At 65.9% G+C, this 13,027-nt stretch carries 11 protein-coding genes and 1 pseudogene; 5 read left to right on the forward strand and 7 right to left on the reverse strand.

Translation table 11 applies throughout. The annotated features are described in order from the left end of the window. Window positions 1-260: 260 nt before the first annotated feature. From ACIP9H_RS15110 to ACIP9H_RS15120, 3 genes are all read right to left on the reverse strand, one after another. Window positions 261-2,807 carry an N-6 DNA methylase gene (locus ACIP9H_RS15110; RefSeq protein ID WP_401959344.1) on the reverse strand — a complete coding sequence of 849 codons (2,547 nt, stop codon included), beginning with the start codon at window positions 2,805-2,807 and terminating at the stop codon, window positions 261-263. Window positions 2,808-3,444: 637 nt separating this feature from the next. Beyond that, the gene (locus tag ACIP9H_RS15115) at window positions 3,445-4,212 is read right to left on the reverse strand and encodes a hypothetical protein (RefSeq protein WP_401959346.1); all 768 of its coding nucleotides are present in this window, start codon (window positions 4,210-4,212) and stop codon (window positions 3,445-3,447) included. An 11-nt stretch (window positions 4,213-4,223) separates the two neighbouring features. Beyond that, window positions 4,224-4,436 (reverse strand): hypothetical protein, encoded by a 213-nt coding sequence (locus ACIP9H_RS15120; RefSeq protein WP_401959347.1) that lies wholly within the window; start codon window positions 4,434-4,436, stop codon window positions 4,224-4,226. Window positions 4,437-5,220: 784 nt separating this feature from the next. Between ACIP9H_RS15120 and ACIP9H_RS15125 the strand changes: the two genes are divergently transcribed. Both ACIP9H_RS15125 and ACIP9H_RS15130 read left to right on the forward strand, forming a co-directional pair. Continuing rightward, complete coding sequence (locus ACIP9H_RS15125) at window positions 5,221-5,445, forward strand: DUF397 domain-containing protein (RefSeq protein ID WP_401959412.1); 225 nt, start codon at window positions 5,221-5,223, stop codon at window positions 5,443-5,445. Between the two features lie 921 nt (window positions 5,446-6,366). Further along, window positions 6,367-7,746, forward strand: a complete 1,380-nt coding sequence (locus tag ACIP9H_RS15130; protein ID WP_401580365.1) for a S8 family serine peptidase — start codon at window positions 6,367-6,369, stop codon at window positions 7,744-7,746. Window positions 7,747-7,818: 72 nt separating this feature from the next. Here the strand turns inward: ACIP9H_RS15130 and ACIP9H_RS15135 are convergent, their stop codons facing one another. The 3 genes and pseudogenes from ACIP9H_RS15135 to ACIP9H_RS15145 form a co-directional block, all read right to left on the reverse strand. Beyond that, window positions 7,819-8,688: a hypothetical protein gene (locus ACIP9H_RS15135; RefSeq protein WP_401580367.1), complete on the reverse strand. Its 870-nt coding sequence runs from the start codon at window positions 8,686-8,688 to the stop codon at window positions 7,819-7,821. Window positions 8,689-8,918: 230 nt separating this feature from the next. After that, window positions 8,919-9,131, reverse strand: a pseudogene (locus ACIP9H_RS15140) (carboxymuconolactone decarboxylase family protein); the annotation flags it as partial. Between the two features lie 49 nt (window positions 9,132-9,180). Continuing rightward, window positions 9,181-9,969, reverse strand: coding sequence for an SDR family NAD(P)-dependent oxidoreductase (locus ACIP9H_RS15145; protein ID WP_401959349.1), 789 nt, complete (start codon window positions 9,967-9,969; stop codon window positions 9,181-9,183). Between the two features lie 252 nt (window positions 9,970-10,221). Here ACIP9H_RS15145 and ACIP9H_RS15150 point away from each other — a divergent pair, with 252 nt between their 5' ends. The 3 genes from ACIP9H_RS15150 to ACIP9H_RS15160 all read left to right on the forward strand — a co-directional run bounded on the left by ACIP9H_RS15150 (window position 10,222) and on the right by ACIP9H_RS15160 (window position 12,069). Next, window positions 10,222-11,118, forward strand: a complete 897-nt coding sequence (locus tag ACIP9H_RS15150; RefSeq protein WP_401959351.1) for a LysR family transcriptional regulator — start codon at window positions 10,222-10,224, stop codon at window positions 11,116-11,118. A 127-nt stretch (window positions 11,119-11,245) separates the two neighbouring features. Next, window positions 11,246-11,509 (forward strand): hypothetical protein, encoded by a 264-nt coding sequence (locus ACIP9H_RS15155; protein ID WP_401580375.1) that lies wholly within the window; start codon window positions 11,246-11,248, stop codon window positions 11,507-11,509. A gap of 86 nt (window positions 11,510-11,595) precedes the next feature. Continuing rightward, a complete protein-coding gene (locus ACIP9H_RS15160; protein ID WP_401959352.1) occupies window positions 11,596-12,069 on the forward strand; it encodes a VOC family protein in 474 nt (157 codons plus the stop codon). 18 nt (window positions 12,070-12,087) lie between these two features. Here ACIP9H_RS15160 and ACIP9H_RS15165 read toward each other — a convergent pair whose 3' ends face one another. Beyond that, window positions 12,088-13,008 carry an NADP-dependent oxidoreductase gene (locus ACIP9H_RS15165; protein ID WP_401959354.1) on the reverse strand — a complete coding sequence of 307 codons (921 nt, stop codon included), beginning with the start codon at window positions 13,006-13,008 and terminating at the stop codon, window positions 12,088-12,090. Window positions 13,009-13,027 lie beyond the last annotated feature (19 nt).

Raw genomic sequence — 13,027 nt, forward strand, 5'->3', positions numbered from 1 at the left:
CGCCAAACGGCGAAGGGTCGATGGGCGAAACCCGCAGTGGCTGGGGCGGTCGGCTCCACGGCTTTAGCCACCTCCCCGGTCCGGGACCCGCGCCAGGCAAGACCAGGGGGCCACTCGGACACATTGCGGGCAGGGGCAAGCCTGCCCGAGTTGCCAACAAGCGTACGGCCCCCTGCTCATGCCCGGCCCCAGCCCAGGCAGGCCACCGGCCAAACCCGCTCCGCCGCTATCGAGCCGGCAGTGGTAGCGGAAAAATCGCTCTAAGCCGGGCGCTGCTGGGCCTCCGCAATGGAGTGCACAGTAGCCTCAAACGTCTGACTGCCCGTAAACACGGCCCTAGCCGTGTCCAAGCCATTAGTGGCTGCGGCCATGGAGGACAGATAGCCAGCTTCCGCCGCTCGAAGTTTCGTAGAATATTCTCGCTGCTCTACGACCGAATTCTTCATATCAACAATGATGGACTTAACATGCTCGGGCGTAAGTTCGATCATGTTGGTTGCACCGGTGAACAGCTGCTTGATCTGAACGCTGCCGAATCCACATCTAAGGTAGTCCGCCAAGTAAAATGGATCGATGACTTCCGGATCCACGCGAATAACCGTTACATGACCATCTGCGACAGCTGGTTCGGGGCGGTCGTACACAGTCGCCTTCCCCAAGGTCCCTTCACCGGTCGATGCCAGAAGCACGTCACCCGATCGCACCTTCGCCCGCTCGGGGATCTCATCGTACGTATCCTTCTCTACGTAGTCGGCCCCTTCCAAGGAGAGAGTTCCGTACTTTGTCAAACATGAACCGGCCTTGATAACGACGGCATAGCCTTCGCTCTCGTCCACATAACTCTCAGGGGCCGGACTTTTCCCTCGTTTAGTATCGATTTGATTCAGGGTTTCGACAGTACATGCCCCCGAATCCATCAACTCAATGGTGTGCCTACGTGCCAGCGGATCCCAGTGCTTGAGGTCCAATCGGAAAGATGAACTGGAAGACACCAAGGACGCCGCTACATCATAAGCCTTCCAGTAATAACCATGGTCGATCTTGCCGCTCTTCCGTACGCCAATGCGCTCAGAAAGCTCCGATTTCAGGCGAGCCAAGTCGAAACCGCGCACCTTATCCCCGGCCCCGGTGTAGCCGAGGCTTTCCAAATCACAGAACGTGATTGCGTAGTCATCCTCAAGATCGACGTCTGGCGTCTCCCTCCGCTGCATGAAGATGACACTCGAACGAACAGTGATCTTATTAGGCTTGAAGGTCTCGTCCGGTAGACGGAGAATGCAGAATATCTTGTTCTCCTGAAGTAGCCATTTCCGGAGTTCCCAGCCTGTCTCCGTATTGAGTAGGCCCTCATCGATAACTGTGGCGATCACACCGCCCGGCTTGGTAGCCAGAGTCATTCTCTGCAAGAACAAGTACTGCCCCCGAGTGGTCGCACCAACAGGGTACTTGGCGCGGTCTTCGGGTGAAAGCGTAGAAGCTTCCGAAGTTCCAAATGGAGGATTGGTCAAAATCAGATCGTATTGCGGCTCAACGAACGACCAAATATTAGATTGCGAGGAGAGGCTATCACCCGCGCTAATATTGGTGTGCCCATCGCCAGCGATGATCATATTCATCTTGGCTGCGGCCGCAACTCCTTCATTGGCATCTCCGCCATGAAAGACGTTCTTCCTAATCTTTTCGACAATGTTCTTATAAGTGCTATCGAGGATCCGCCCATCATCCAAATGGCGTCGAAGTCTCTCCGTGGAATCTTTGAGAAGATAAACCAGGAACCCACCAGTACCGCAAGCCGGGTCCAGGACCCTCACGTCCTCGGAGGCCATCAGTGCATTAACCACCTTAGGGCCGATTGCAATCTCCCCCATAATCTCTACCAGAGGGCGGGGGGTGAAATACTGCCCGAGACGCTTACCCTTCAAGGTTGCTCGCACGAAGTATTCGAAGGCTGCGCCCTTACTGTCCAAGCCGCTGTCCGTGAAGGACACAGAAGATAGCTCCTTAACTATCTCGTGGAACGTCCGCGGATTCCGCAGACGAACCGGCTCGGCCATGACATCCCCGTAGCTTTTATCCTTCCGAACGCTGTTCAGCATGGAATGGATTGCAGTCCGAACCTGATCGCTGTCAGATTCAGGCATGCCGGCCAGCTTATGAAATCTGTAACTGTAAGGAATCGGAAAGTTCTCGTACGGATCTTCTGATTTTTCTTCAATCAACTTGAGAAATAGAAGCTTGGAGAAATCGGAAAAGGCATTCTCTTCATCCTTCTCGATATTCCTAATCTTGTTGTGGCAACGCGAGAAAAGAGCGTTGAGTTGCTTCAGAGTCAGCCCCGGCCGGAAGGGCAGAGTGGCATCGTCTCCGACTTTCTCTAGGGGCACTATTGTCGCACTAGGGTCTGCGTTCAACGTCCTCATGACCAACGCAAGTTGCGATTTGCTCGGAATTTTATCCGCGCTCGTCCCGCCCCAGCGAATCAAGAGGCCATTCTTCGTGTTATAGCACTGCATCATCCTCCCGTTCGTAACTACCACGAAGGGAACTTTCAATGCCCGCCCATACTGGAGCGCCTGTTCGCGATCCTTCTCCGAGAGAGGTTTAGCCAAACGCTTAGCCTCGATTACAAATTTGGGAGATTTGGCCCCACAAGTTACCAAAAGGTCGACAAAGCCACGCTTGCGGCTCTCTTCCAGTTGTACTGGAGCCTCAAAGGCAATGTCATCCGAGATCGAGTAACCTCGCCGCTCCAAGTAGGGCAAGATTCGCTTGATTACAGTCTCGGTCTCACTGCGTACGCTCGACACCTGGTACCCCTCCACCTGATCCAGTCAACCCGCAGCGTACGTTGCGAGTTGACGGCCTGTCACTCCGTCTCGGGAGAACAGCTCGCCCGTAAGCGGATCGCAACTCTGCTTCGCCGGACCTTGTGCAGCGTTGTAGCCGCCGACGGGCTTTGCCAGTCAGCGAGGCACGATGCCGTGCTGGCCAACTCCCCGGACATACATCAGTAGGTGCTTCCGCAACCCGCCGATCTCTGGTGGACATCCCGCACGGCCCTCGCCGGCCCGTTGGTGGTGGCCGCGAGCGTAGATGGGGTAACAGACGCGGCGCTGAGCCAGCGTAGGTGCACGTTCGATGACCCACCTACAGGACTGCTTGCTGGAGGGGGACCGCGGTCGGGCGTGCCTTCCCTCATCGGTTTGTCCGAGCGCGGTGGACAGTTCAACATGCGGCGCACGGCTGCCACTCAGCGCACGCTCGCTGATCCAGCTTGTACCCGCCTGGTGGGTCCCCGGGCGGGTGCTAGCGTCCCCCCTGACGCTGAACAACGAGTCGTATCAGGCCAGCCGCTCAGCCCAAATGGAAGCTGCCTTCGCGGGTGTCATTCAGATGGACCCCCGTGCATGATGAAGAAACGTCAGGACTTCGAGCGCCCTGCCCTTAAGCGTTCAGTTCGGGAACTTCCAGCAGAGTGAAATAAAAAATCTCACCCGGCCCGTTCCCGCGATGTGGTGCCTCGATTGGCGCCCAGTCTTCAGCCATAGCCTCAGGAACTGCCAGCTTCAAAATGATGTCATGCACCTGCTCAGGTGCGGGGCCAACTACTCGTAGCCCCAAATACAGTTCATCGTAACTACCTACAGCTCTATAGACGTATGCCTCGACCTCAGTGCCGAAAACTTCGCCTCGAACTGCACTATCGGGGCTCTCTCGAGCTTCTTTTACCAATTTGGGTACAGCATCGCGGGCTTCCTGAAGCCGCTGGTCTGCATGCTCGACTTCCAGACGAAGCCGGTCATCCGACGTAGGCAGGAGATGCCTGCTATAGGTGCGCTTACCCGGAGCAGGCTCCAGCCCTAGCCGATTCAGCGAAGTGCGCTTCCGTGTGCATTCGTCACACAGCTGCTGATAAAAGTCGTCCTTGGCTCCGTCTTTGCGCTGACCCGCAGCCACCAGCCAAGAAGATATGGACTCGCGCTCTTCCCAGACAGCGCCACGCCACCGCGATCCGCCAGGTTTGTACTTGAGGAGTACGGTGTCGTCGATACTGACGATCTTTTCAGCCGGCGCCACATCAGCCTGCTTTTGGGCGCGCTGCACCAGGGGGTGATCAACCTTGTGGAGGGGCACACTCGGCGGCGGCAGCGACAGGCCCAAATCGGCTTGCAGGCAACGCAGAGTAGGACGAATGGGTGACGAGTTGGTCACGTGCGCGACACTCAGGCAGCGCCGACGCGACGGAGGTCCTCACGCGAGGCGCCCGTCAGGAGGGCAAGGTAAGCGGCATCGCTTCCATCTAGCCCGCTGAACGAGTCCTTGATCCGTTCCTGCACTCGACGCTCTTCGGGCGTTGGCTCCTCGATCCTCTTGGAGAGCTCAACACGGCGTGCGCGCATCTGCGCGCGCACTTGAGGATCCATGAGAGTCGTCATGAGATGAGGATAGACGACGATGGGGTGTAGTACACCTCGTTAGTGAAGATCAATCCGCACTCGAAAAGTCGCAAACTGGACAATTTGACATTCGCCCAGGTCTTGAAGTGCGGCCAATAGTAAAATCTTCCCCAAACACTATCGCCCGATCGGCTTGACGCACTACGCTCCGTGATCGGAGATCAGCATAGCGACGGAGCGTAGTGCGTCAAGCCGATCGGGCGACTGAAGGCGGTTACGTTGTGTAGTGCTGGCTGGTCAGAGGCGGTCACAGGAGCAAACTCGACTGTTGCGAGCGACGTCACACGCCGACTCGTCAGACGCTCAGACAGCTAGCACAACGATCCTCTTGCGGGCGGCGAGGTCAAGCAGCGGCTCGCGACAGCATCCGTACAAACTGGTAATGACGGCTAGCTCTGAGATCTCCGACGTCCACCTGTGCGACTCATCCCCAAGCGTGGTCGAGCCTCAACTCGCCGGCGGGCGCATCGCAGGTCCACACCCATCAACGTGCGGACTCCCTGTGGACTGGAAAGGCAGAGAGACCCAACTCGAAGCCTGTCACCTGCTGAAACGCGCATGCCATAAGAGGCCTCCGGAGCCGTGTGTGCAGGGTCGGATCCTGCCGGGGGTACCTCGCACGAGACGCCAGAAGACCTCGCGACCAGCCAAGGTCACCTGACAGCCCCCGGGGGGCCGAGAGGGGGGCGGGATGCATGTACGGGGCGTCGGGGTGATGCTGGAGGGAGAGATCGTCCATGCCGTAGCAACGGGAGATTCCATGATGGACGGCGTGAAGGCTGAGCTGTATGCCCTCGACCTGAGTGGTGCGGACTGGGTCACCAGCAGCTACACCAACCGGTGGACGAAGACGTGTGTGGAGGTCGCGGACCTCGGCGGAGGGGCCGTTGCGCTCCGGGATTCGCAGAACCCGGAACTGCCGGCGCTGCGGTTCACCGCGGAGGGGTGGGCGGCGTTTCGACTCGGCGTGCGCGACGGCGAGTTCTGACCCGTCGTAACTGGCCACTCCCCCAGTTCTGCTGGACGGACTGGTCCCGGCTCCACCACACCTACGGCACCGTGGAAGATGTCTCTGGCCTGCTCGCGTTTGTGGTCCGGACGCGCGCATCCCCGGTGGAGCGACCTCTGGTCTCGGCCATGCCCTCAGGGCACCGCTGCTGGCGCGTCAGTGGTCGGCGGCCAGTCGTCGGGTGCCCTGGTCCTGGCCGCGCATCGTGGCCAGAAGGGGATCGGCCGTATGGGATGAGGACCCTCTGGTGACCCGTGCCCAGCGATCGCCGACCTCGTGGTGCTGATCGCGGAAGCCCTGCGGGACCCCTGACTCGTCGATACCCCCACGGACTACTTCTACTTGCTGGCCGCCCGCCTCATTTTGAGGGCGTCAACGTCTGGGCCCCCGAACCGCTTGCCAAGCCGAGGACTTCATTGTGTTCGGCGAGCATGGTTACCTGTACATGAACGAGACTGCGGCGAAGCTGCCCTTGGAGCCCCTCGCCGTCTCGTCCTGCACTCCTGCGCCCTTGCGGACGGCCGGCCCGGCATCGCGCACAAGCTGACCTATGTCCTCGGCTCCGCGCCGTGCGCCCGCTGTGATGCGGTCTTCGGGTGACCGGTTCAGTACTGCCGGTCGCGTCGTGAGGCGTCTCACATAAGTGCCAAATCGGTGATATCGGGTGAACGCGACAGCGGCCCGGCCGGAAGCAGCCTGACACCTCAATGTCCCTTTCCCGCACGGCTGGAGCCTGCGCCGTGCGCGCCTCCATGCGGCGCGGCCCGTGCGGGCATACGCCATCGAATCAGACCAAGCAGTGACAAGTCCCACACGGGCATTCCCTTGCCCCGTGGGCGTCCTCGGAGTGAGATCGCGGGCAACGGCCGAACGTGGTCTAGTCCACTACGAGGAGCATCTATGCGCAGGATTCATGCGCGGCGGCGCACTGCGGTCGCCGCAGCTTGGATCACCAGCCTCACCAGTGTCGCGACAGCGGCAACGCTTCTGTCCGGGTCCGCCGCCGTCGCCGCGCCCGTGCGGCCGGCGCCGGGAGCCAAGCCCGCGCGCGCTGCCGGGCAGGAGTCGAAGAACGCGGCCCACAACCTGATGACCACCGCGGAGTGCCGGGAGAAGTGGCAGATCGCCTGCTACTCCGCGAGCCAGTTCCGCCAGGCGTACGACCTCGAACCGCTGTACCGGGCGGGCATCACCGGCAAGGGCCGCACGATTGTGATCGTCGACCCCTTCGGCTCGCCCACCGTCCAGCACGACCTGGACGTCTACAGTGCCCGCTTCGGCATCAAGAGCACCCACGTCGACGTCGTCAAGTGGGGCAAGGTCCCACGCTTCGACACCAGCGACGCCGACCAGATCGCCTGGGCCGGCGAGACCACCCTCGACGTCGAGATGGCGCACGCCGTAGCCCCCGACGCGCACATCGTCCTTGCGGAGACCGGCGTCGGCCGCATCGGGGACGGCACCACCGGCCTGCGCGAGGTCATGGACGCCGAGAAGGCCCTCATCGACCGCGGCGTGGGCGATGTGATCAGCCAGAGCTGGGGCGTGGCGGAGAACAGCTTCCCCGGTTTCAACCGGGGTGACTTCTCCAGCATCGAGAACCTGCGGTACGCGTTCAAGGACGCCCAGAAGCACGGGGTGACCCTCGTCGCCGCCTCCGGCGACAGCGGCGCCACCAACACCACGTCGGACGGCACATCCCACTACCCGTACCGGGTCAACGCCTGGCCGACCGCCGACCCGCTGGTGGTCTCCGTCGGCGGCACCCAGCTGCACCTGGACGCCAAGGGCGACCGGATCGCGCCGGACAGCGTCTACAACGACGCCGGTGCCGGCGGCGGCGGTCTGTCCCACGTCTTCTCCCGCCCCTCGTACCAGAACGGCGTGCAGCGGGTCGGCGACCACCGCGGCACCCCCGACCTGTCCATGTCCGCCTCCCTGAAGGGCGGCGCCTGGGTGTACTCCAGCTTCAACCCGAAGCGGGTCGGCTGGGACGTCTACGTCGGCACCAGCGAGGCCAGCCCGCTCTTCGCCGGCATCGTGGCACTGGCCGACCAGGCCGCCGGGCACCGGCTGGGCGACATCCACCAGGCCCTGTACTCGCTGTACGCACGCTCCTCGACGGACCCGTCCACCGGAATCGTGGACGTGAAGGACGGCACGAACAACAGCTACGCGGGCGTCACCGGCTACACCGCGGTGAAGGGCTACGACATGGCGACCGGCGTCGGAACGATCGACGCGGCCCGCTTCGTCCCGGCCCTCGCCAAGGAGGGCTGACCGCATCCCGTCCCGCGGCGCGGGGCCTGGCGCAGCACTGCCGGGCCCCGCGCCGGCAGGTGTGGGCCGCTGTCAGGGGCCCGGGTGGAGGGCGATGGTCCAGGTGTGAACGGTGTGCCGGGTGGGATCACCTGGGTCGGGCTCGGCGATGACCGCGGTGATGTGGTCGCCGTCACGGCGCAACGCCCCTGCGTGGCCTGAGAGCCGGGCGGGGTCGACCGGCAGCAGTTCGGCGAGCACGGTGTGCTCCAGTCGGCGGTCGACGGCGCGCAGCGCCCCGGCGTCGAGGACCAGGATGGTGCCGTCCTCCAGGACCAGTGGCCGCGGGACCTGCGGGTCGGTGAGCTGCGGGCCGCGTTCGATGCCACCGCCGGGCAGCAACCGGACCACCCGGCTGCGGGTCGGCAGGGCGCGGTCGGCCTCCACCACGCGGACGCCGGTGCCGACGACGTAGTGGCCGTAGCTGCGCCAGGAGTCCACGACGGTGCCGTCACGGTCGTGCTCCCAGGTGTCGAAGAACGAGTAGCCCTCCAGGCCGAGCAGGAAGCGGCCGCCGCGGAGGGCCGCGCCACGTTCCCCGCGCAGTTCGGCGATGAGGGCGCCGTTCGCCAGGTCGAGCAGCAGGGCCGGGCCGAGGAAACCCCAGGGCGTGTAGTCGAGGGAGTCCGTCGTGACCAGGACCCTGCCGCCGGAGAAGTGGGCGGCGTTGGGACGTCCGGCGATGGGCTGGGTCCAGCGGGTACGGCCCGAGGCGTCGACGCAGCTGATTTCCCCGACCGCACCGTGGATGCGTACGCCTTCCCGCCGTGCGAGCGGCTGTCCTTCGGTGTGGGTCCGCTCGTCGGGTGGTCGGCCGACCGTACGGTCATGGTCCACCACAGTGGCCCGCCAGGGGGCCGGGGCCGCCCTGTGACTGCGGCCGTTCTCCCCGGGGCTCGGCATGGCCGCGATACTAGTTCCCACCAGGCGACGGCGATACGGGCCGCGGGGTCGTCTGCGACTCGCGGTGAGCCCGGCGGCTCCTGGGCACGACTACCCGCGTGCGAGGGCGAGTTGTGCGACGACGGCCGCCGCCGGGCATCCCGGCGGCGGCCTTCGCGTACGTGTCGGGGGGCGGGGGTCCGTTCGGCCTGGTCGAAGAACTTCATGGCCATGAAGCCGTGCGCGTAGCCGCCGCCCGCGCGCAGCGCCGCGGCGATCATCACGGTCTCCGCCAGCTCCCGCCGGGTCGCGCCCGCGGCGTGCGCGGCCTTAATACGGGCCTCGATGCGGTACGCGCACTGGGTGGTCAACGCCACCGCCACCGGCATAAGTTCGGTGTACTTCGGCGGGACGGCCTTGTCGCTGCCGCGCAGGACCTGGGTGTCCCAGGCCATGAACGCCTTGAAGGCCTCCGGGGCGTATGTGCTTCGTGGTAGGACACGTCGGCTCCTGTCAGTACTGGTTGCGGCCGGCCCTGACGCCGCCGTCGACGTCCCATGTCGCGCCGGTCACCCAGTCCGCCTGGCCGGACAGCAGGAACGCCACCGTGGGAGCGACGTCCTCCGGGTTCCCCACGCGGCCGAGGGGGTGGAAGGTGTTCAGCGCGTCGAGGGCGGCGGGGATGTCGTCCTTCGGGATGAACGCCTCGTAGATCGGCGTGCGGACCACCGCGGGCGCCACCGTGTTGACGCGGATGCCGTACGGCGCGAGCTCCATCGCCATGTGCTGGGTCAGGGAGTGCAGCCCGGCCTTCGCCACGGAGTACGCCGAGGACGGGGTGGCGGCCATGGCCTGGTGGGCCAGCATGCCGCCGATGTTGACGAAGGCCCCCTTGCTGCCGCGGGCGATCATGTTGCCGGCCACGGTCTGCGCGATGAAGTAGAAGGCCCGGGTGATGGCCTGGTAGCGGTCGTAGTAGTCCTGCGTGTGCTCCAGGAACGCCTTCGGCTCGAAGATCCCGGCGGAGTTCACGAGCAGCGTGGCGTCGGCGTGCTCCTCGGTCAGTGTGCCGCGCAGCCGGTCCACGGCGGCGCGGTCGATCAGGTCGGCGGCCAGGCCCGTGGCGTCGCCGTGGCGGGACAGTTCGGCCGCCGCCTTGGCGGCGCTCCTCTCGGAACGGCCCGTGACGACGGCGGTGCCGCCGCCCTCGACGACCAGGCGGGCGACGGCCAGCCCGATGCCGCTGGTGCCGCCGACGACGACGGCCTTCCGCCCGGTGAAGTCAAGGGTGCTGCTGGACATGACGTGCTCCTTGGTGCGTGTGGGGGGTGCACGGGGCCGCGGGGGCTCGCATCGCCCATGGGCGGGGACAGGGCGCCGCGCCCTTCCCGTGTGCTGGAGAGGTGTTCCGCCGGCGTCCGGGGACCGGAGTCGGTACGGCCGCGTACAGGGGGAACGCCTCAGACAGTAGGGCGGCCCGCGGAGCCCCGGTAGAGGATCTCGGCGAATGCGGGTATAGCGGTCGGTTATCGCCCATAGGGAATAATCGTCACCGTGAACATCGAGGCTTTGCGCTACGTCCAGGCCGTGTCACGGACCGGGTCCTTCAGCGCCGCCGCACGGGCCTACGGCGTCACGCAACCGGCCCTGTCCAACGGCGTCGCGCGGCTGGAGGAGGAGCTCGGCGTCACGCTCTTCGACCGCTCGCCGCGCGGGGTCAGGCCCACGGCGCACGGCGCGCGGATCCTGCCCCTGATCGACGACGTCCTCGACTCCCTCGACGTCCTGGTCGCCGACAGCAGGCGGCTGGCCGGCCCGGTCGCCGAGACGATCCGCTTGGGCGTGTCCCCGCTGATCGGGGCCGATCTGGTGGCCCGGGTCTTCCAGGCCGCCCGCTCCCTGGAGCGTCCACGCGACCTCGTGCTGCGGGAAGCGGACCTCGAACCGCTGAGCGGCGACCTGCGGGCGGGCCGCCTGGACATCGTCCTTGTGCCCGCCGTGGCCGGGATGCCGGCGTTCCGGCACCGGGTCGTCGCGCGGGAACCCGTGGTGGTGGTCGATCCCGTCGCCTCCGGCGACGACGACCCGGTCGAGTTGAAGGCCGTGGCGGACGCCACCTACATCCTCGGCCCCGGCACCTGCGGGCTGACCACTTTCACCACGGAGCTCTTCCGCGGCGGCGACCTGGCGCTGCACGCCTACCCCGGGGAGGCCGCCAGTTTCCGGGCGGTCGACGAATGGGCGGCGATCGGCCTGGGGTCGGCGCTGCTGCCCCGGTCCAAGGTCGCGCACGAGCACGCCAGTTGCCGCCCCCTCCTCCGGGCCGGGGCGCCCGTCGAGATCGCCTACGAGGCCGTGTGGGACTGCGACACCCCGCTCGGCGCCGATCTGGACGACCTGGTCACCGCGCTCGTCCGGTCCGGGGAGGACCCGGAGGAATCGGGGAAGTAAGGGCCGGCGCACATTCCGGAATTCGGGTTTCGAAACGGCTGCCAATATATTCCTGGAATTCCGGGATGGAAATCGCGGACATGCGACCGGAAACGGCCGGGTGTAAAATTGTGGGGTCGGATTCCCCGTGAGCGACAAAAGGCGAGCCGTTGTGCAGTGCTACGACTGCGTGCTGGAGAGTCGTGCGACGACCGTGGCGGTCACCCTCGATCCGGCCATCGCCGTGGCCGCCTGCGCCCGCTGCGGGGCCGGTATCTGCGGCGGGCACCTGCATGTCTCCGGCGCCCCGGTCACCGGCCCGCAGGGCGCCTCCGCCCCGGCCGTCGAGGCCCGGCGGCTGACCTGCGGAGTCTGCTACGCCGCGGAGCGTGCGGCCGGGAGCCGCGCGTGAGCGCCGTGCCGTCCTGACCTCCGTGCCCCGGGCGGGCACCCACCGGCGGCCTTCTTCCGGATTCCTCTTCCCCGAAGGTGAAAGAAATGGATCTGAAGCTCGAAGCCATCGTGCTGCCCGTCTCCGACGTCGACCGGGCCAAGAATTTCTACGAGGCAGCGGGATTCCGCCTGGACGTCGACACCACGTTCAGCGACGAATACCGGCTGGTCCACATGACACCGCCCGGATCGCAGTGCTCCATCATCTTCGGCAAGGGAACGATCTCCACCGCCCCCGGCACCGTCCAGGGCCTGTACCTCATCGTCGCGGACGTCGAGAAGGCGCGCGAGGAACTCGTCGGCCGCGGCGTCGGGATGAGCGAGGTGTTCCACGACGCCGGGGGAGTTCTCCACCACGGGCACGAGGGCGGGGAGGCCGTCCACCGCGGTGCGGGCCAGGAACGGATCGAGGGTCCCGAACCCGGCCGCACCTCCTACGCCTCGTACGCCACCTTCAGCGACCCGGACGGGAACGGCTGGTTGCTCCAGGAGATCACGGAGCGCCTGCCCGGCCGGTGACACCGCGGGCGGCGGCCGTCAGTCCTCCGCGACCCGGATGATCGTCCTGCCCTTGACGCGCCGGTCCGGGGCGAAGGCGGCGGCCGCCTCGGCCAGCGGGCGGACGGCGCCCACCCGCACCGACAGGCGCCCGTCCAGGACGCGCTGCGCCAGGTCCGCGAGGCGCGCGCGATCGGGTTCGACGACGAAGAACAGCGCCCGCCCGTCGTCGGGCCGGACGGTGGGCGGCTCCGCGATGGTGACGACCGTGCCGCCGGCGCGCACGAGCGCGGTCGAGCGGGCGAGGACGTCCCCGCCGATCACGTCGAAGACCACGTCCACCTCCCCGGCGTCCGCGAGTTCGCCGGCGTCTAGGTCCAGGAAGACGTGCGCGCCCAGCGCGAGCGCGGTGTCCCGGTCGGCGGCCCGGCCGGTGCCGATCACGCGCGCTCCCGCCTCGTGCGCGAACTGCACCGCGACCGAGCCGACGGCGCCCGCCGCGCCGTGGATCAGTACGGTCTGACCGCTCGTGAGCCGCGCGTGGTCGAACAGGCCCTGCCAGGCGGTGAGTCCGGAGATCGGCAGTGCGGCGGCCACGGTGTGGTCGACGTCGGCGGGGAGCGGGGCGAGGTTGCGGGCCTCCACGGCGACGTACTCGGCCAGCGAGCCGTCGCGGGCCCAGTCGGTGAGTCCGAAGACCCGCTGGCCGACCGTGAGGCCGGTAGTTCCGTAGCCGAGGGCCGCCACGACACCCGAGACCTCGTGCCCGGGCACGGTCGGGGTGCGGTCGCGGCCGGCGCGGTCGGACCACGTCGCCGGCCAGTCGAGCTCCCCGCGGGTGAAGCCGGCGGCGTGCACGCGGACGACGACGTCGTTCTCGGCGGCGTGGGGGTACGGCAGGTGGGCCAGGGCCAGTCCGCCGAGGCCTGCCTCGCGGTCCGACGTGGTGAGGGCTTGCATGGCTGCTCCTGTGTCCGGT

Origin of the sequence: Streptomyces sp. NPDC088732 (assembly GCF_044751205.1) — a bacterium.
Lineage (GTDB): Bacteria > Actinomycetota > Actinomycetes > Streptomycetales > Streptomycetaceae > Actinacidiphila.